Raw genomic sequence first — 19547 nt, 5'->3', positions numbered from 1 at the left:
GGGCTTTTTGCTATCTGGAATGTGGTCCTCATAAGCAGAGCGGGAAACCGCCCTGCTCGTCTTCATTATAATCCCAGGGCGTATTTCAGCGCTTTACGCTTCAGGCCACCGGCTCTTTCCGCCGCCATCAGCCCAATATTTCGCACCACGCGCAGCGGCCCCAGGTTGTTGCTGAATCCCGCATAGAACAGATCCATTCCACTCTGCATCAGGAAATTATCCGCCTGACGCCGCCTCTGATAACGTTTCAGGATAGCCTCGCTCGCCCAGGCTTCCGCATGGCTACGGGCACCGATCAGGACATCAAGCAAAGCATCCACGTCACGATATCCCAGATTAACGCCCTGCCCGGCCAAAGGATGAATCGTATGCGCTGCGTCCCCTATCAGCGCCAGCCCTGGCTGGACGTACTGCAAAGCGTGTCGACGAGTCAGCGGAAATGCCCCACTGGCAACCGGCGTAACCGCCCCGAGTCGCTGAGGGAAAGCGGCCGTAATCGCTTTTTGCAGCTGGGGCATGTTCATTCCCTGCAGCTGCCGAATACGTGCCGGGGTGTCATACCAAACCAGAGAGGCCCAGTTATCGAACAGCGGCAGGAAAGCGTGCGGCCCTGTCGGCGTGAAATGCTGCCAGGTGCTGTCCCCCGGCTCAAACTCGCATTTAACGGTAATCAGCATACAGGCCTGGCGATACTGCCAGGCATGTACGCCAATCCCCGCCCATTTTCTGATCTGGGAATTCGCGCCATCCGCGCCAATCACCATTTCAGCATTGAGTGAAGCGCCGTCATCAAACTCGAGCGCCCAATCTGCTGCCTGGCGATGGATTTGCCGCAGTCTCGCCGGGCAGCGTAAAGAGATATTCGGATGCGCCTCAAGCGCTTGCCAAAGCACGCGCTGCAGCACGTTATTCTCGACCATGAAGCCCAGCTCGGGTAAGCCCAGTTCTTCGGCATCAAAACCAACGTGCGCGCTTTCCCATTCCCAGGTTTCCAGCCGGCGATAAGGATGCGTCCGCATCGCTAAAACGCTGTCCCAGACGCCAAGAGACTTGAGCAGGCCAACCGATGCGCTGCTGATGGCCGAAATACGGACATCCGGCTGGCTGTCAGGAACAAAAGCCTCAGGTGCATGATGTTCAATCACCGCCACACGGAAACCGTGCTGTGCCAGCCCCAGCGCTGCCGCTGCGCCGACCATACCGCCGCCGACAACGGCTAATTCAATTGGTTGATTTACCATAAGTCTCTTTCCTTCATTCATCTTTGCTGATTCTACTGGCTTTTCCCAGGCTGGTCACATCCATAGCAAAGCATTACACTATCCGGCTTAATTCCTGACTTCACCTTGAGCAATGGCAAGTCGATGACAAAAAAACTCCATATAAAAACCTGGGGCTGCCAGATGAACGAATACGATTCATCGAAGATGGCCGACCTGCTGGACAGCACCCACGGCTTTACGCTGACCGATAACGCGAATGAAGCGGACGTTCTGCTGCTGAACACTTGTTCTATTCGCGAAAAAGCCCAGGAAAAGGTGTTTCACCTGCTGGGGCGCTGGAAGCATATCAAAGCCAAACGCCCGGACGTGATCATTGGCGTCGGCGGCTGCGTTGCCTCTCAGGAAGGAAAAAAAATTCGCCAGCGGGCGCACTATGTAGATATCGTCTTTGGGCCACAAACCCTGCACCGCCTGCCGGAAATGATCAACCAGGTTCGCGGCACCCGCAGCCCGGTGGTGGACGTCAGCTTCCCGGAAATCGAAAAATTTGACCGCCTGCCGGAGCCAAAGGCCGACGGCCCGACCGCCTACGTCTCCATCATGGAAGGCTGCAACAAATATTGCACCTATTGCGTGGTGCCTTATACCCGTGGCGAAGAAGTGAGCCGCCCTTGCGACGATATTCTGTTTGAAATCGCTCAACTGGCAGAACAGGGTGTGCGTGAAGTTAACCTGCTGGGTCAAAACGTTAACGCATACCGCGGCGCAGCTTACGACGGCGGCATCTGCTCGTTTGCCGAGCTCCTGCGTCTGGTTGCCGCGATTGACGGTATCGACCGCATTCGCTTCACCACCAGCCACCCGATTGAATTTACCGATGACATTATCGAAGTCTACCGCGACACGCCGGAGCTGGTGAGTTTCCTGCACCTGCCGATTCAAAGCGGCGCCGACCGTGTGCTGAATATGATGGGGCGCACGCATACCGCGCTGGAGTATAAATCGACTATCCGCAAGCTGCGTGCAGCGCGCCCGGACATCCAGATCAGCTCAGACTTTATCGTCGGCTTCCCAGGCGAAACCAGCCAGGACTTCGAGCAAACCATGAAGCTGATTGCTGACGTCAACTTTGACACCAGCTTTAGCTTTATTTTCTCCGCTCGTCCGGGCACCCCGGCGGCCGATCTGGTTGATGACGTGCCGGAAGAAGAGAAAAAACAGCGCCTTTATATCCTGCAGGATCGTATTAACCAGCAGGTAATGGAATGGAGCCGTAAAATGCTGGGTACGGTACAGCGTATTCTGGTGGAAGGGACTTCGCGTAAAAGCATTATGCAGCTGTCCGGCCGTACCGAAAATAACCGTGTGGTGAACTTCGAAGGGACGCCGGATATGGTAGGGAAATTCGTGGATGTCGAAATCACCGAAGTCCTGACTAACTCCCTGCGCGCGAAGCTGGTGCGCACAGAAAGCGAAATGGGCCTGCGTATTGCTGAAACCCCGGCTTCCGTTATTGCTCGTACCCGCAAAGAGAATGACATTGGCGTCGGGACTTACCAGCCTTAATTCTCTCCACGGCCTGCCGGAGCGCTAATTCCACGTCCCGGCAGGCTGTCTCATTGTTTGCACTTGCATTCTGAAGGCATCACCCAAATATCAATTGTGACGCTTGCGCCATCACGCTGCGGGATAAATAATTTCCCTGTAGCCGAACCGTATTTTCGGCTACGCGAGACCGTTTACTCTAACTGGCCCCGAGTGACCAAGAGGATAAGTTTGAATATCGAAACACGTGAATTAACGCTGGAACCGGCGGATAACGCCCGTCTGCTTAGTCTGTGCGGCCCTTTTGATGACAACATCAAACAGCTGGAACGCCGACTGGGGATTGAAATCAACCGCCGTGACAATCACTTCAGGCTCACCGGTCGTGAGCTTTCCGTTAACGCCGCGGCGGATATTCTGCGACATCTGTACGTAGACACCGCGCCAATGCGCGGCCAAAGCCAGGATATCGACCCGGAACAAATTCATCTGGCTATTAAAGAAAGCCGGGTGCTGGAGCAAACGGCCGACAGCGTGCCGGATTACGGTAAAGCTATCCATATTAAAACTAAGCGTGGCGTCATTAAGCCGCGTACGCCTAATCAGGCGCAGTACATCGCGAATATTCTCGACCACGACATCACATTCGGCATAGGGCCGGCAGGGACAGGGAAAACCTATCTTGCCGTTGCCGCCGCGGTTGATGCGCTGGAGCGCCAGGAGATCCGCCGCATTCTGCTGACCCGCCCGGCGGTTGAAGCGGGTGAAAAACTGGGCTTCCTGCCCGGCGATTTAAGCCAGAAGGTTGACCCATACCTGCGCCCGCTGTACGACGCGCTGTTTGAAATGCTGGGCTTCGAGAAAGTCGAAAAGCTGATTGAGCGCAACGTTATCGAAGTGGCCCCGCTCGCCTACATGCGTGGCCGAACCCTGAACGATGCCTTTGTCATTCTCGATGAAAGTCAGAACACCACCACCGAACAGATGAAAATGTTCCTGACCCGTATAGGCTTCAACTCCAAGGCGGTGATTACCGGCGATGTGACGCAGATAGACCTGCCACGTAACCTCAAGTCCGGCTTACGTCATGCTATCGACGTCCTGTCCGAGGTGGATGAAATCAGCTTCAACTTCCTTAATAGCGAAGACGTAGTGCGCCACCCGGTTGTGGCCCGCATCGTTAACGCCTATGAAGCCTGGGAAGCCGCCGATCAAAAACGCAAAGACGAGCTTGCCGCCGAGCGTAAACGCGAAGCCCTTGCCCTGCAGGCTACCGCTCAGGAGAGCAAATGAGTCAGGTTATTTTAGATTTACAGGTTGCCTGCGAAGCAGAAAGCGGCCTGCCGGATGAAGCACAAATTCAGCGCTGGCTGGATGCGGTTATTCCTCAGTTTCAGCCAGAGTCTGAGGTCACCGTTCGTCTGGTAGACGAAGCCGAAAGCCACGACCTGAACCTGACCTATCGCGGAAAAGATAAGTCCACCAACGTGCTTTCTTTTCCGTTTGAAGCCCCACCTGGGATCGAGCTTCCGCTGCTCGGCGATCTGATCATCTGCCGTCAGGTGGTTGAGCAGGAAGCCAAAGAACAAGAGAAGCCGCTGGAGGCCCACTGGGCACATATGGTTGTACACGGCAGCCTGCATCTGCTCGGTTACGACCACATCGAAGACGATGAAGCCGAAGAGATGGAAGCGCTGGAAACAGAGATAATGCTTGCTCTTGGGTATGCCGATCCGTACATTGCCGAGAAAGAGTAGTCGGCTCAGGGCTTTCCCTTTGCCGCCGTCACGCGCAGGCAGTGCACCATCAGGCTGCCTGTTAGTTTTTGATTTATATGAGGCCTAAAACCTAACGCCATGAGCGACGACAATTCACAGAATAGTGACACGCCGGAAGCCAAAAAGGGATTCTTCTCCCTCATTCTCAACCAGCTGTTTCACGGTGAACCGAAAAACCGTGACGATCTGCTGACGCTTATTCGTGATTCTGAGCAAAACTCTCTGATAGACCAGGACACCCGCGACATGCTCGAAGGGGTGATGGATATCGCCGACCAGCGCGTCCGCGATATCATGATCCCGCGTTCGCAGATGGTGACGCTCAAACACAACCAGACGCTGGACGAGTGCCTCGATGTCATTATCGATTCCGCTCACTCCCGTTTCCCGGTGATAAGCGAAGACAAAGATCACATCGAAGGGATTCTGATGGCGAAAGATCTGCTGCCGTTCATGCGCAGCGACTCTGAGCCTTTCAGCATGGAAAAAGTGTTACGTCAGGTGGTTGTCGTGCCTGAAAGCAAGCGGGTTGACCGCATGCTAAAAGAGTTTCGTCAGCAGCGCTATCATATGGCGATTGTCATTGATGAATTTGGCGGCGTTTCAGGTCTCGTGACGATCGAAGATATTCTCGAACTGATTGTCGGGGAAATTGAAGATGAGTACGACGACGAGGAAGACGGTGATTTCCGTCAGCTGAGCCGCCATACGTGGACGGTGCGCGCCCTCGCCTCTATTGAAGACTTCAACGAAACCTTCGACACGCACTTTAGCGATGAAGAAGTCGACACCATCGGTGGTCTGGTGATGCAAGCCTTTGGGCACCTGCCAGCCCGTGGCGAAACCATTGAAATAGATGGTTACCAGTTCAAAGTCGCCATGGCCGATAGCCGTCGTATTATTCAGGTTCATGTCAGAATTCCGGACGACTCGCCGCAACCTAAACTGGACGAATAACTCAGCTATGGCTATAGCTCAACTTCTTCAACGCCAGCGCGTTCGCCTGCTGCTGGCGCTTTTCTTTGGGGCCTGCGGAACGCTGGCTTTTTCCCCTTATGATTTCTGGCCTGCAGCTATTGTTTCTCTTGCTGGCTTGCAGGGCCTGACGCTTAACCGTCGCCCGGTACAAAGCGCCGCGATTGGCTTCTTCTGGGGGCTTGGGCTGTTCGGCAGCGGGGTCAACTGGGTCTATGTCAGCATCGCACAGTTTGGCGGCATGCCGGGCCCGGTGAACGTGTTCCTGGTGGTTCTGCTGGCCGCTTATTTGTCGCTCTACACAGGTTTGTTCGCCGGTATTCTCAGCAGGCTGTGGCCAAAAACAACGTGGTGGCGCGTAGCTATTGCCGCGCCGGTCGTCTGGCAAATTACCGAATTCCTGCGTGGCTGGGTGCTGACCGGCTTCCCCTGGCTGCAGTTTGGCTACAGCCAGATCGATGGCCCACTAAAAGGCATCGCGCCGATTTTGGGCGTCGACACCATTACCTTCCTGCTGATGATTATCAGTGGCCTTCTGGTGTACGCCCTGCAGGCACGGAAATGGGCTCCTGCGGTGGTTTCTGCGGCTTTACTGTTATTACCCTGGCCACTGCGCAACATTCAATGGTTCCAGCCTCTGCCAGAGCGTTCCGTTGACGTAGCGATGGTACAAGGCAACATTCCCCAGTCTCTGAAGTGGAATGAAAGCCAGCTGCTGGACACGCTGAAAATTTATCTGGATAAAACAGAGCCGGAGATGGGCAAAGCCAAGCTTATCATCTGGCCGGAATCGGCTATCTCCGATCTGGAAATTAATCAGCAGCAGTTCCTCACCATGATGGATGACCTGCTGCGGGCAAAACACAGCTCATTAATCACCGGTATCGTCGATGCGCGTCTGAATAAGCAAAACAGGTACGATACCTACAACACCATTATCACGCTCGGTGAAGGTAGCCCTTACAGCTACACCAGCAGTAATCGCTACAACAAAAACCACCTTGTGCCATTCGGTGAGTTTGTGCCGCTTGAATCGATTCTGCGCCCACTGGCCCCGTTCTTCGATCTGCCCATGTCATCGTTCAGCCGTGGGCCCTATGTTCAGCCGCAATTGATCTCTAACGGCGTCAAGCTGACGGCGGCAATCTGCTACGAAATTATCCTGGGTGAACAAGTTCGGGACAATTTCCGGCCAGACACTGACTTCCTGCTGACTATCTCCAACGATGCCTGGTTCGGTAAATCCATCGGCCCATGGCAGCACCTGCAAATGGCGCGTATGCGCTCGCTGGAGCTGGGGCGGCCTTTGCTGCGCAGCACTAACAATGGCGTAACTGCCGTGGTCAACGCCGAAGGTGAGATCACTAACATCATCCCGCAGTTCACTCGCGAAGTGCTGGAAGCGAAAGTCACACCGACCACTGGCTTAACGCCTTATGCACGCTTCGGCTTCTGGCCGCTGTGGGTGGTGACCGCTTTATTCGGTTTCACCGCACTGGTGATAAGCCTGCGTAACCGCAGCAAAAAGTAGCACACCCTTCTCGCTCATAGAGGCCGGCAAATTTGCTGGCCTTTTTCATTTCTGGCACAACCTTTGCTAGATATAAACAGTTGAAATCAAATAGCTGGCGCAAAGACGCCCTGTGGCCTGGCTGTATCGGGCAGTGAAAAATGCATGCACCAAAAAGCGACATCGCAAGCACCGTTATAGTGCACTGGCATATCTTTGCCTTTAAATGGTGCGGCGCGCTTCGCAAAAATAAACATCTTATTAGCAATTTCTTTACATTCAGCTAGGGTAGATGCTAACAAAAGGGCATTGCATGACGCTTTTAGCAGCATGAAAAAACAACAAAACACAACACTCACATCGGATACCGGTGCCTCCTCTGGCACTAAGATTAAGGAGTTGGATATGCAACTACGTAAACTGGCCACGGCAATGCTGGTGATGGGCATGAGCGCCACAATGGTTCATGCAGAAGACGCGACGCCTCAGCAGTCAACGCTGGATAAAATCAAAGCCAACGGCGTTATCGTGGTCGGCCACCGTGAATCATCTGTACCTTTCTCTTACTACGACAATCAGCAAAAAGTGGTTGGCTACTCTCAGGACTACTCTAATGCCATCGTAGAAGCGGTGAAAAAGCAGCTGAATAAGCCCGATCTGCAGGTAAAACTCATTCCTATCACCTCTCAGAACCGTATTCCGCTGCTGCAAAACGGCACTTTCGATTTTGAATGTGGTTCCACCACCAACAACGTAGAACGTCAAAAGCAAGCCGCATTCTCCGACACCATCTTCGTTGTCGGCACCCGTTTGCTGGTGAAAAAAGGCGGCCCAATTAAAGACTTCCCTGACCTGAAAGGGAAAACCGTTGTTGTGACCTCTGGCACCACTTCCGAAATCCTGCTCAACAAGCTGAACGACGAGCAGAAAATGGGCATGCGTATTATCAGCGCCAAAGACCACGGTGACTCCTTCCGTACCCTGGAAAGCGGCCGTGCCGTTGCCTTTATGATGGATGATGCCCTGCTGGCCGGTGAACGTGCGAAAGCTAAACAGCCGGATAACTGGGAGATCGTCGGCAAGCCACAGTCCCAGGAAGCCTACGGCTGTATGCTGCGTAAAAATGACCCAGAGTTTAAAAAGCTGATGGATACCACCATTGCGCAGGCACAAACCTCCGGTGAAGCCGCGAAATGGTTCGATAAATGGTTTAAACAGCCAATTCCACCGAAAAACCTCAACATGAACTTCGACCTTTCTGACGAAATGAAAGCGCTGTTCAAGGAACCAAACGACAAAGCTCTCAACTAATTAGAAACACAGGGGCCGGAAAAATCCGCCCTCCCGATTGACGAACTGAAGCCAGGACAGACTATGCGTTGGTGGGTCGTTCCCCCACCAGCGTGAAGGTGCCCAAAAATGCAGACAAAGATCTGCTTCAGGGCACCGGCTTCTCATCAATCTTCGAGGGTAGCCTGCGCTACCCTCTTTTTTTATCTCGGAGTAAGTTATGTCTATAGACTGGAACTGGGGAATCTTTTTACAGCCCGCCCCGTTCGGCAACACAACCTATCTGGGCTGGATTTGGAATGGCTTCCAGGTCACCGTCGCCCTGTCAATAACCGCATGGATCATTGCTTTTCTGGTGGGGTCTCTGTTTGGTATTTTGCGTACGGTCCCTAACAAATTCCTGTCCGGGCTAGGTACGCTCTACGTTGAACTCTTTCGCAACGTTCCCCTGATCGTCCAATTCTTTACCTGGTATCTGGTGGTGCCTGAACTGCTGCCGGAAAACATTGGCATGTGGTTTAAGTCCGAGCTGGATCCCAATATTCAGTTCTTCCTCTCGTCAATGATTTGCCTCGGGCTGTTTACCGCCGCTCGCGTTTGTGAACAGGTACGAGCCGCCATTCAATCCCTGCCTCGCGGCCAGAAGAACGCGGCTCTGGCAATGGGACTGACGCTGCCTCAGGCCTATCGCTACGTGCTGTTGCCTAATGCCTATCGCGTTATTGTGCCGCCGATGACCTCCGAAATGATGAACCTGGTGAAGAACTCGGCCATCGCTTCAACCATTGGTCTGGTGGATATGGCGGCGCAGGCTGGCAAGCTGCTGGATTACTCGGCACACGCCTATGAATCCTTTACGGCGATTACCCTTGCCTATGTACTGATCAACGCCGTCATCATGGGCGTGATGTATGTGGTAGAACGTAAAATTCGCCTGCCTGGCAATATGGGGGGCAAATAATGCTCAATCTTGACTGGAGTTCTATTCTTCCTGCCCTGCCTTACTTAATGCAGGGGCTGGTCATTACGCTCAAAATCACCGTTACCGCCGTGGTGATCGGTATTGTCTGGGGTACGCTGCTGGCCGTCATGCGCCTGTCGAGCTTCAAGCCGATCGCGTGGTTTGCTACCGCTTACGTGAACGTTTTCCGCTCCGTGCCGTTAGTGATGGTACTGCTGTGGTTCTATCTGGTGGTGCCTGGCTTCCTGCAGTCGGTGCTTGGCCTGTCGCCAAAAACCGATATCCGCCTGATTTCCGCGATGGTCGCCTTCTCCATGTTTGAAGCCGCCTACTATTCGGAAATCATTCGCGCCGGTATTCAGAGTATTTCCAGAGGGCAGTCAAATGCCGCCCTGGCGCTGGGTATGACCCACTGGCAGTCGATGAAACTCATCATCCTGCCGCAGGCCTTCCGCGCGATGGTGCCGCTGCTGTTAACCCAGGGCATCGTTTTGTTCCAGGATACCTCGCTGGTGTACGTTTTAAGCCTGGCAGACTTCTTCCGCACCGCCTCCACCATTGGCGAGCGTGACGGTACACAGGTCGAGATGATCCTGTTTGCCGGCCTGGTCTATTTTGTGATTAGCCTCAGTGCATCGCTGTTGGTCAGCTACTTGAAGAAAAGGACTGTGTAATGATTACCCTGAAAAATGTTTCTAAATGGTATGGTCACTTTCAGGTGCTGACCGAGTGCTCCACCGAAGTGAAGAAAGGCGAAGTTGTCGTCGTGTGCGGGCCTTCTGGTTCTGGCAAATCCACGCTGATTAAAACCGTCAACGGCCTTGAGCCCGTACAGAAAGGCGAAATCCTGGTGAACGGCACCCAGGTGAACGACAAGAAAACCAATCTGGCGCAGCTCCGCTCCCACGTTGGCATGGTGTTCCAGCACTTCGAGCTGTTCCCTCACCTGTCGATTATCGAAAACCTGACGCTTGCCCAGGTCAAAGTGCTGAAACGTGATAAAGCCGCTTCCCGCGCCAAAGGGTTAAAATTACTTGAGCGCGTAGGGCTGGCCGCACACGCCGATAAATATCCGGCGCAGCTTTCCGGCGGCCAGCAGCAGCGTGTGGCGATTGCCCGCGCCCTGTGCATGGATCCGATTGCAATGCTGTTTGACGAACCAACCTCAGCGCTCGATCCGGAAATGATCAACGAAGTACTGGACGTTATGGTTGAGCTGGCCAATGAGGGCATGACCATGATGGTGGTGACCCACGAAATGGGCTTTGCCCGCAAAGTGGCAAACCGCGTGATCTTTATGGATGAGGGGAAAATTGTCGAAGACTCAAACAAAGACGACTTCTTCAATAACCCTCAGTCTGAACGTGCCAAAGACTTCCTGGCGAAAATCCTGCACTAAACGTAACGCACCACAGTCAAAAGCCTTCCTTGCGGAAGGCTTTAATGTTGATGACAAAGAGGAAAAAAGCGTGGTTTTTCCCTCTTTGTGGTTATCAGCCGAAAATCAATGAATTGATTTTCCAGTTGGTTAACGAGCCGCCGGACTTTTCTTTTCTCGCCAGAAGTTGGTATCCGTCTGAAAGCCTTCCTTACGGAAGGCTTTTTTTTAAGGCTCAAACGGCCGACGATGAAACTGATTATGGCCGCATTTCGGGCAAACCGGCAGCACATCAGGCGTGTAAATCGCAATGTGGTGGTGACAGTTTTCACACACCAGATTGCCTAACCCAACAACTTCCCCGCTGTGATACACCCCGTGATGGCTGAGATCTTTAAACACTTCCCGCCACTCAAGCTGCGTTTTGTCGGTAATGTCCGCCAGCTCCTGCCATAAACTCTCTTTAATCACCCGCATAAAAACGCTGTCGGTGAACTCTTCCTGACTTTCCCCGTAGCTACGAGCAAACTCTTCAAGGTCACGGCGCACCGCACGCGTTACCTCTTCTATCTCCGTTCGGGTCAGTTCGCCTGTATCATTCATCTGCTTACGGGCGCTGGCAACCAGCGCATCAATATCGCGCTCACCCTTGCGTAGCCGTTCACTTAGCGATTCGACCAGTTCCCGATAAAATTGAGCAACCTTGTTCATCGTTAGCCTGCCTCCTTGAAGGATTCCCGCGTTTGCGGCGTGGTAACTGACTCTAATAGTAGACGTTAATCCGGCAACGCTTTGTTAGATTAGCCACACCCTGGGTAAAAAACTGCAAGCGTTACGGAACGGTGAAATGGTTACTGAGGGCGTTGAAAGGCTGTTTTGCCGCTGTCGAATCGGCTATGCTATGGCGATCTAAACTCGAATTCATTAAAGGCTACGTTTCGTAGCCGTCTTTCATACACAGGACTACTGGCTGCCATGCAAGAGCAATACCGCCCGGAAGAGATAGAATCCAATGTCCAGCAACACTGGCAAGAGAACCGTACTTTTGAAGTGACCGAAGACGAAGGCAAAGAGAAATACTACTGCCTCTCCATGTTGCCCTATCCTTCCGGCCGACTACATATGGGCCATGTCCGTAACTACACCATCGGCGACGTTATCGCACGCTACCAGCGTATGCTGGGTAAAAACGTCCTGCAGCCGATCGGCTGGGATGCCTTCGGCCTGCCGGCTGAAGGCGCCGCGGTAAAAAACAACACCGCGCCAGCCCCGTGGACCTACGACAACATCAATTACATGAAGAACCAGCTGAAAACGCTGGGCTTCGGTTACGACTGGAGCCGTGAACTGGCTACCTGTACGCCTGAATACTATCGCTGGGAACAACAGTTCTTCACTCAGCTGTACAACAAAGGTCTGGTTTACAAAAAAACCTCCGCGGTTAACTGGTGCCCGAACGATCAGACCGTGCTGGCGAATGAGCAGGTTATCGACGGCTGCTGCTGGCGCTGCGACACCAAAGTTGAGCGCAAAGAGATCCCGCAGTGGTTCATCAAAATCACCGCCTACGCCGACGAACTGCTGAACGACCTGGATACCCTCGATCACTGGCCGGATCAGGTTAAAACCATGCAGCGCAACTGGATTGGCCGTTCCGAAGGCGTGGAAATCACCTTCGACGTACAAAACAGCGCCGAGAAGCTGACCGTTTACACAACTCGCCCTGATACCTTTATGGGTGTGACTTATCTGGCCGTTGCCGCCGGTCACCCTCTGGCGCAGCAGGCTGCAGTCAATAACCCTACCCTTACCGAATTCATTGAAGAATGCCGTAACACCAAAGTGGCCGAAGCCGACATGGCGACCATGGAGAAGAAAGGCGTCGCCACCGGCATTAACGCCATTCATCCGCTGACCGGCGAAAGCGTTCCGGTTTGGGTGGCCAACTTCGTGCTGATGGAATATGGCACAGGTGCCGTGATGGCCGTTCCAGGCCACGATCAGCGTGACTGGGAATTCGCCACAAAATACAGCCTGCCAATCAAGCCGGTAATTCTGAATGCCGACGGCAGCGAGCCGGATCTTTCCGCCTCCGCAATGACCGAAAAAGGCGCGCTGTTTAACTCTGGCGAGTTCGACGGTCTGGACTTCCAGCAGGCGTTTAACGCCATTGCTGATAAGCTGGCCGCTAAAGGCGTGGGCGAGCGTAAAGTGAACTTCCGTCTGCGCGACTGGGGCGTTTCCCGTCAGCGTTACTGGGGCGCCCCCATCCCAATGGTCACCCTGGAAGACGGCACAGTGATGCCAACCCCGGAAGATCAGCTGCCGGTTATTCTGCCGGAAGATGTGGTCATGGACGGTATCACCAGTCCGATTAAATCCGATCCTGAGTGGGCGAAAACTACCGTCAACGGCATGCCTGCGCTGCGTGAAACCGACACCTTCGACACCTTTATGGAGTCCTCCTGGTACTACGCGCGCTACACCTGCCCTCAGTACGACAAAGGCATGCTGGATTCCAAAGCTGCTAACTACTGGCTGCCGGTGGATATCTACATCGGCGGGATTGAACACGCCATCATGCACCTGCTTTACTTCCGCTTCTTCCACAAGCTGATGCGCGATGCGGGCATGGTGACGTCCAACGAACCAGCCAAACAGCTGCTTTGCCAGGGCATGGTGCTGGCGGACGCCTTCTATTACACCGGCGTTAACGGCGAGCGTAACTGGGTTTCCCCGGTCGACGCTATCGTTGAGCGCGATGATAAAGGCCGCATTGTCAAAGCCCGTGACGCAGAAGGCCGTGAACTGGTCTATGCTGGCATGAGCAAAATGTCGAAGTCGAAAAACAACGGCATCGACCCACAGGTCATGGTTGAACGCTACGGCGCGGATACCGTGCGTCTGTTTATGATGTTTGCTTCACCTGCAGACATGACGCTTGAGTGGCAAGAATCCGGCGTTGAAGGCGCCAACCGCTTCCTGAAACGCGTCTGGAAACTGGTCTACGAACACACCAACCGTGGTGCTGCGCCAGCGCTGGACATTGCTGCCCTGGGCGAAGATCAAAAAGCCCTGCGTCGCGATGTGCATAAAACCATTGCTAAAGTGACCGACGATATCGGCCGCCGTCAGACCTTCAACACCGCCATCGCTGCCATCATGGAGCTGATGAACAAACTGGCAAAAGCACCGCAGGACGGCGAACAGGATCGTGCGTTGCTGAACGAAGCGCTGCTGGCCGTTGTACGTATGCTGTATCCGTTCACCCCGCACGTTTGTTTCGATATGTGGCAGTCGCTGGGCGGTGAAGGTGATGTGGATAACGCACCGTGGCCGCAGGCTGACGAAAAGGCAATGGTCGAAGACTCTCGCCTGGTGGTCGTTCAGGTTAACGGTAAAGTACGCGGTAAAGTCACCGTGCCTGCCGATGCCACTGAAGAACAAGTGCGCGAGCGCGCCGGTCAGGAACATCTGGTCGCGAAATATCTTGAGGGTGTAACCGTACGTAAAGTGATTTACGTTCCGGGTAAACTGCTCAACCTGGTTGTGGGCTAAGCGCAGGAGGAAGCGTGCGACATCCCTTTATCACCCTGTTAGTAACCCTGGCGGTGCTGGTCACCGCTGGATGTGGTTTTCACCTGCGTGGCAACACGCAGGTCCCTTCAGAGATGAAGACGCTGATCCTCAACTCTGGCGATCCTAACGGTCCGCTAACGCGTGAAATTCGTAAACAGTTGCGCTTAAACGGCGTCACGATTGTTGACGATACCGGCACTGGCGTGCGTAAGGATATTCCGTCCCTGCGCGTGGGCGCCTACGGTCTTAGCCAGGACACCGCTTCAGTATTCCAGAACGGCCAGACCGCGGAATACCAGATGGTGATGGTTGTTAATGCTCAGGTCCTGATCCCAGGGCACGACATTTATCCGATCAGCGCGAAGACCTACCGTTCGTTCTTTGATAACCCACTGACTGCCTTGGCAAAAGACGCCGAGCAGGATTTGATTATCAAAGAGATGTACACCAACGTTGCCCAACAGCTGATCCGTAAACTGATGGCAGTACACGCGGCCGATCTTGCAGCAACGAAAGACGAAGTAAAGCCCGTTAGCGCAGAGAAACCAGCCGTACCTGCAGGCCGGGTGTCCACCACTCTGCCGGCAACCTCTGGTAGCAAATGATCCGAGTGTATCCGGAACAACTCCACGCGCAGCTCAATGAAGGGCTGCGCGCGGCGTATCTGCTGTTAGGTAACGATCCTCTCTTATTACAGGAAAGCCAGGATGCGGTGCGCAAACACGCCCAGCAAAACGGCTTTGAAGAACATCACGCCGTTCAGATAGATGCCTCCACTGACTGGCAGGCTCTGTTTGCTATTTGCCAGGCGCTCAGTCTGTTTGCCAGCCGCCAGACGCTGCTCTTATTGCTGCCGGAAAACGGCCCAAATGCCGCCATTAACGCTCAGCTAGAAACGCTGGTGAGCCTGCTCCACGACGATATTTTGCTCCTGGTTCGCGGCAACAAACTGACCAAAGCGCAGGAAAATGCCGCCTGGTTTACCCAACTGGCAAACCGCTCCGTGCTGGTGACCTGCCAGACGCCAGAACAGGCCAATCTGCCCCGCTGGGTATCTCAGCGCGCAAAACAGATGAATCTGACGCTGGACGAGGCTGCTAACCAGCTGCTCTGCTACTGCTATGAGGGCAATTTGCTGGCGCTTTCTCAGGCATTAGAGAGGCTGTCGCTCATCTGGACAGACGGTAAATTGACGCTACCGCGCGTTGAGCAAGCCGTAAACGATGCCGCCCATTTCACGCCTTTTCACTGGGTAGATGCGCTGCTTGCCGGAAAGAGCAAACGAGCACTGCACATATTGCAGCAGCTTCGTCTGGAAGCCAGCGAGCCGGTCATTCTGCTGCGAACCCTGCAGCGGGAACTGCTGCAACTGGTCAATCTCAAACGTCAGTCGGCAACGACGCCCTTACGGACGCTGTTCGATCAGCAACGCGTGTGGCAAAACCGCCGCCAGTTGGTTACTGAAGCGCTCAATCGCGTTTCTTCGGAACAGCTTTATCAGGCCGTTCGTTTACTGACGCGTATCGAACTGACGCTGAAGCAGGACTACGGGCAGTCAGTCTGGGACGAACTCGAAGGCCTTTCTCTTCTGATCTGCCATAAAGCCTTACCGGAAATCTTTATTGATGCCTGATTCATCTCTTCTGGCGCTGTATGGCGGCACCTTTGATCCTATCCACTATGGTCATCTGAAATCCGTTGAAGCCCTTGCCAGGCTGGTGAAGCTGAAAAGCGTCACCATCATGCCCAATAATGTGCCGCCGCATCGCCCACAGCCGGAAGCGAGCAGCGCGCAGCGCAAAGAGATGATTGAGCTAGCAATAGCAGGCAACCCGCTTTTCACGCTGGATGACCGGGAGCTGAGCCGGTCGACACCGTCATGGACCGTGGAAACTCTGGAGCAGCTTCGCGCCGAGCTGGGGCCAAAACAGCCGCTGGCCTTTATTATTGGCCAGGACTCATTGCTCAGCCTGCACCGCTGGCACCGCTGGGAAACGCTGCTCACGCTGTGCCACCTGTTGGTCACCCAGCGGCCCGGCTATCCGCTAACCATGGAAACACCCGAACAGCAAACGTGGCTCGCGCAAAACGTCACTGATTCAGTCGTAACGCTGCACCAGCAGCCCGCCGGGAAAGTCTTTCTAGCCCCAACCCCGCTCTACGATATCTCCGCAACCACCATTCGCCATCGGCTTGAGAGCAATCAGCCCTGCGACGATCTGCTCCCGCCTGATGTACTGGCTTTTATTCTCCAGCACGGGCTTTATCGCTAAGCGTTGGGGCTCGTCTAAATTACGGGAGGAGAACAGTGAAGCGCACTGGATTACGCTATTATGATTCACCGGGAAAGCCAGCCATTGACACCACTTCTCAGGCTGTTATGCTCCGCTGCCATAATTTCCTGCCCGTAATCCGGCTTTTCTGAAATAGTTTTACAAAAATGGCAATGCAAACTCCGGCGCGCAATGGGATGATAGCCCGCGATTCGCGCTGGTCGGCCAATTTTTCAGCCAAAGCCGCCTGCCCTGCTGGTCCAGGGTTATTACGGGTTAAACCAAACACTCTCATTCTCTCAGGGGGAACACTTGCAGGGTAAAGCACTTCAGGATTTCATTGTCGATAAAATCGACGACCTCAAAGCCCAGGACATCATCGCAATTGATGTTAAAGGCAAATCCAGCATCACCGATTGCATGGTTATCTGCACCGGGACATCTAACCGCCACGTCATGTCAATTGCTGAACACGTTGTGCAGTCCTCCCGCGAAGTTGGCCTGTCGCCGATGGGCGTGAAAGGCATCAACGCTTCCGACTGGGTTGTTGTCGATCTTGGCGAAATTATCGTTCACGTCATGCAGGAAGAGAGCCGCCAGCTGTACGAACTGGAAAAACTCTGGAGCTAACGGGTGAAGCTGCAACTGGTGGCCGTTGGAACCAAAATGCCTGACTGGGTGCAGACAGGCTTTACCGAGTACCTGCGTCGCTTCCCGAAAGATATGCCTTTTGAGCTGGTAGAAATTCCGGCTGGAAAACGCGGCAAAAATGCCGATATCAAACGTATCCTCGAAAAAGAGGGTGAAATGATGCTGGCCGCCGCGGGCAAAGGTAATCGAATCGTGACGCTGGATATTCCCGGTCAACCGTGGGATACCCCCCAGCTTGCCACGCAGCTCGAGCGCTGGAAGCAGGATGGCCGCGATGTCAGCCTGTTAATCGGTGGCCCCGAAGGATTAGCACCAGCCTGTAAGGCCGCTGCCGAGCAAAGCTGGTCGCTCTCCACGCTAACCATGCCTCATCCGCTGGTCAGAGTGCTGGTGGCGGAAAGTCTCTATCGGGCGTGGAGCATTACCACCAACCACCCTTACCATCGTGAGTAAACCTGAGCGGGTAATACTAAGCAGCGAATGAAATTACAGAATTCTTTTCGCGACTATACTGCTGAGTCTGCGCTCTTTGTGCGCCGGGCGCTGGTCGCTTTTATCGGCATTTTGCTGCTTACCGGCGTGCTGATCGCCAACCTTTATAATCTGCAAATCGTTCGCTTTAACGACTATCAGACGCGGTCCAATGAAAACCGCATTAAGCTGGTGCCCATCCCGCCCAGCCGCGGCATTATTTACGATCGTAACGGCACCCCGCTGGCGCTAAACCGCACCATCTATCAAATCGAGATGATGCCGGAGAAAGTCGATAACGTTCAGGATACGCTGGAGGCGCTGCGCCCGGTGGTTGACCTGACCGATGACGACATCGCGAATTTCAAGAAAGAGCGTGCCCGCTCGCACCGCTTCACCTCCATTGCGGTAAAAACTAACCTGACGGAAGTTCAGGTTGCCCGCTTTGCCGTAAACCAGTACCGCTTCCCGGGTGTGGAAGTGAAAGGCTACAAACGCCGCTTCTATCCTTATGGCTCCGCGCTAACCCACGTCATTGGCTATGTTTCTAAAATCAACGACAAAGACGTTGAGCGCCTGGATAAAGAAGGCAAGCTGGCCAACTACGCCTCGACCCACGACATCGGCAAGCTCGGTATCGAGCGCTATTACGAAGATGTCCTGCACGGGCAAACGGGCTACGAAGAGGTTGAGGTTAACAACCGTGGCCGCGTCATCCGCCAGCTTAAAGAAGTGCCGCCTCAGGCCGGGCATGACATTTATCTGACCCTCGATCTGAAGCTGCAAACCTACATCGAAACCCTGCTCGCAGGGAGTCGTGCTGCGGTGGTCGTTACCGATCCGCGTACGGGCGGCATTCTGGCGCTGGTTTCTATGCCAAGCTATAACCCGAACCTGTTCGTCGACGGTATCTCCAGCAAAGACTACTCTGGCCTGCTAAACGACCCGAACACGCCGTTAATTAACCGTGCGACTCAGGGTGTGTATCCACCGGCCTCTACCGTGAAGCCTTATATGGCAGTTTCTGCATTGAGCGCCGGAGTGATCACCCGCAACACCTCGCTGTTTGACCCCGGCTGGTGGCAACTGCCCGGCTCGGAAAAACGCTACCGCGACTGGAAAAAATGGGGCCACGGCCGCCTGAACGTCACAAAATCCCTGGAAGAATCGGCGGATACCTTCTTCTACCAGGTCGCCTATGACATGGGGATCGACCGCATCGGCGAATGGATGAGTAAGTTTGGCTACGGTCACCTGACGGGCATCGACCTTTCAGAAGAGCGCGCGGGCAACATGCCGACGCGCGAGTGGAAGCTGAAGCGCTTTAAAAAACCGTGGTATCAGGGTGACACCATTCCGGTCGGTATCGGCCAGGGTTACTGGACGGCCACGCCAATCCAGATGAGCAAGGCGATGATGATCCTGATCAACGACGGCATCGTTCGCGTTCCGCACCTGCTGATGAGCACCACCGAAAACGGTAAACAGGTTCCCTGGCAGCAGCCGACTGAAGCACCGGTGGGCGACATCCACTCGGGCTATTGGGAAATTGCCAAAGACGGGATGTATGGCGTAGCCAACAGGCCTAACGGTACTGCGCATAAATACTTCGCGAATGCGCCTTATAAAGTGGCAGCAAAATCTGGTACTGCGCAGGTCTTTGGCCTGAAAGCCAACGAAACGTATAACGCACATAAAATTGCCGAACGCCTACGTGACCACAAGCTGATGACAGCATTTGCGCCGTATGACAACCCACAGTACGCCGTGACCATGATACTGGAGAACGGCGGTGCAGGCCCGGCCGTCGGGAGCATCATGCGTCAGATCCTCGACCACGTCATGTTAGGGGATAACAACACGGTACTGCCGTCGGAAGCACCGGCCGCCTCGGCCGCAGAGGATCAATAAGC

General features: G+C 54.2%; 19 protein-coding genes. 16 read left to right on the top strand and 3 right to left on the bottom strand.

The window, feature by feature from the left end; all coding sequences use genetic code 11:
• Positions 1 to 65: 65 nt before the first annotated feature.
• Positions 66 to 1241 (bottom strand): 3-demethoxyubiquinol 3-hydroxylase, encoded by a 1176-nt coding sequence (ubiF, locus tag F3J26_RS14615; RefSeq protein WP_166994535.1) that lies wholly within the window; start codon positions 1239 to 1241, stop codon positions 66 to 68.
• A 123-nt stretch (positions 1242 to 1364) separates the two neighbouring features.
• Between ubiF and miaB the strand changes: the two genes are divergently transcribed.
• From miaB to lnt, 5 genes are all read left to right on the top strand, one after another.
• Entirely contained in the window at positions 1365 to 2789 is a 1425-nt protein-coding gene (gene miaB, locus F3J26_RS14610) for a tRNA (N6-isopentenyl adenosine(37)-C2)-methylthiotransferase MiaB (RefSeq protein ID WP_008456083.1), read from the top strand.
• 210 nt (positions 2790 to 2999) lie between these two features.
• Positions 3000 to 4061, top strand: coding sequence for a PhoH family protein (locus F3J26_RS14605; RefSeq protein ID WP_008456082.1), 1062 nt, complete (start codon positions 3000 to 3002; stop codon positions 4059 to 4061).
• On the top strand, positions 4058 to 4525 hold the full coding sequence (gene ybeY / locus F3J26_RS14600) for an rRNA maturation RNase YbeY (protein ID WP_008456081.1): 468 nt from the start codon (positions 4058 to 4060) through the stop codon (positions 4523 to 4525). Before F3J26_RS14605 ends, ybeY begins: the two co-directional genes overlap by 4 nt.
• A 99-nt stretch (positions 4526 to 4624) precedes the next feature.
• The gene (gene corC, locus F3J26_RS14595; protein WP_008456079.1) at positions 4625 to 5503 is read left to right on the top strand and encodes a CNNM family magnesium/cobalt transport protein CorC; all 879 of its coding nucleotides are present in this window, start codon (positions 4625 to 4627) and stop codon (positions 5501 to 5503) included.
• Between the two features lie 7 nt (positions 5504 to 5510).
• On the top strand, positions 5511 to 7052 hold the full coding sequence (gene lnt / locus F3J26_RS14590) for an apolipoprotein N-acyltransferase (RefSeq protein ID WP_166994533.1): 1542 nt from the start codon (positions 5511 to 5513) through the stop codon (positions 7050 to 7052).
• 86 nt (positions 7053 to 7138) lie between these two features.
• On the opposite strand, the gene F3J26_RS14585 is transcribed toward lnt, so the two are convergent.
• Entirely contained in the window at positions 7139 to 7390 is a 252-nt protein-coding gene (locus F3J26_RS14585; RefSeq protein WP_166994532.1) for a hypothetical protein, read from the bottom strand.
• Between the two features lie 46 nt (positions 7391 to 7436).
• On the opposite strand from F3J26_RS14585, the gene F3J26_RS14580 reads away from it, so the two are divergent.
• The 4 genes from F3J26_RS14580 to F3J26_RS14565 all read left to right on the top strand — a co-directional run bounded on the left by F3J26_RS14580 (position 7437) and on the right by F3J26_RS14565 (position 10681).
• A complete protein-coding gene (locus tag F3J26_RS14580; protein WP_008456075.1) occupies positions 7437 to 8342 on the top strand; it encodes an amino acid ABC transporter substrate-binding protein in 906 nt (301 codons plus the stop codon).
• Positions 8343 to 8541: 199 nt separating this feature from the next.
• Positions 8542 to 9282, top strand: coding sequence for an amino acid ABC transporter permease (locus tag F3J26_RS14575; RefSeq protein WP_008456073.1), 741 nt, complete (start codon positions 8542 to 8544; stop codon positions 9280 to 9282).
• Positions 9282 to 9956: a glutamate/aspartate ABC transporter permease GltK gene (gltK, locus tag F3J26_RS14570; RefSeq protein WP_166994531.1), complete on the top strand. Its 675-nt coding sequence runs from the start codon at positions 9282 to 9284 to the stop codon at positions 9954 to 9956. The genes F3J26_RS14575 and gltK overlap by 1 nt, the downstream gene beginning before the upstream one ends.
• Positions 9956 to 10681 carry an amino acid ABC transporter ATP-binding protein gene (locus tag F3J26_RS14565; protein WP_008456069.1) on the top strand — a complete coding sequence of 242 codons (726 nt, stop codon included), beginning with the start codon at positions 9956 to 9958 and terminating at the stop codon, positions 10679 to 10681. Before gltK ends, F3J26_RS14565 begins: the two co-directional genes overlap by 1 nt.
• Before the next feature lie 207 nt (positions 10682 to 10888).
• Here the strand turns inward: F3J26_RS14565 and F3J26_RS14560 are convergent, their stop codons facing one another.
• The gene (locus F3J26_RS14560; RefSeq protein ID WP_008456066.1) at positions 10889 to 11371 is read right to left on the bottom strand and encodes a zinc ribbon-containing protein; all 483 of its coding nucleotides are present in this window, start codon (positions 11369 to 11371) and stop codon (positions 10889 to 10891) included.
• Between the two features lie 264 nt (positions 11372 to 11635).
• On the opposite strand from F3J26_RS14560, the gene leuS reads away from it, so the two are divergent.
• The 7 genes from leuS (at position 11636) to mrdA (ending at position 19545) form a co-directional block, all read left to right on the top strand.
• Positions 11636 to 14218, top strand: coding sequence for a leucine--tRNA ligase (gene leuS / locus F3J26_RS14555; RefSeq protein ID WP_166994530.1), 2583 nt, complete (start codon positions 11636 to 11638; stop codon positions 14216 to 14218).
• Between the two features lie 14 nt (positions 14219 to 14232).
• On the top strand, positions 14233 to 14844 hold the full coding sequence (gene lptE / locus F3J26_RS14550) for an LPS assembly lipoprotein LptE (RefSeq protein WP_008456062.1): 612 nt from the start codon (positions 14233 to 14235) through the stop codon (positions 14842 to 14844).
• The gene (gene holA, locus F3J26_RS14545; protein ID WP_008456061.1) at positions 14841 to 15872 is read left to right on the top strand and encodes a DNA polymerase III subunit delta; all 1032 of its coding nucleotides are present in this window, start codon (positions 14841 to 14843) and stop codon (positions 15870 to 15872) included. Before lptE ends, holA begins: the two co-directional genes overlap by 4 nt.
• A complete protein-coding gene (nadD, locus tag F3J26_RS14540) occupies positions 15865 to 16512 on the top strand; it encodes a nicotinate-nucleotide adenylyltransferase (protein WP_166994529.1) in 648 nt (215 codons plus the stop codon). The genes holA and nadD overlap by 8 nt, the downstream gene beginning before the upstream one ends.
• Before the next feature lie 312 nt (positions 16513 to 16824).
• On the top strand, positions 16825 to 17142 hold the full coding sequence (gene rsfS, locus F3J26_RS14535; RefSeq protein WP_008456058.1) for a ribosome silencing factor: 318 nt from the start codon (positions 16825 to 16827) through the stop codon (positions 17140 to 17142).
• Positions 17143 to 17145: 3 nt separating this feature from the next.
• Positions 17146 to 17616 carry a 23S rRNA (pseudouridine(1915)-N(3))-methyltransferase RlmH gene (gene rlmH / locus F3J26_RS14530; protein WP_008456055.1) on the top strand — a complete coding sequence of 157 codons (471 nt, stop codon included), beginning with the start codon at positions 17146 to 17148 and terminating at the stop codon, positions 17614 to 17616.
• A gap of 27 nt (positions 17617 to 17643) precedes the next feature.
• Complete coding sequence (mrdA, locus tag F3J26_RS14525) at positions 17644 to 19545, top strand: peptidoglycan DD-transpeptidase MrdA (protein ID WP_008456052.1); 1902 nt, start codon at positions 17644 to 17646, stop codon at positions 19543 to 19545.
• Positions 19546 to 19547 lie beyond the last annotated feature (2 nt).

This window comes from Enterobacter sp. Ap-867 (assembly GCF_011752855.1).
Lineage (GTDB): Bacteria > Pseudomonadota > Gammaproteobacteria > Enterobacterales > Enterobacteriaceae > Cedecea.
This window is presented reverse-complemented; position numbering and strand designations above follow the sequence as displayed.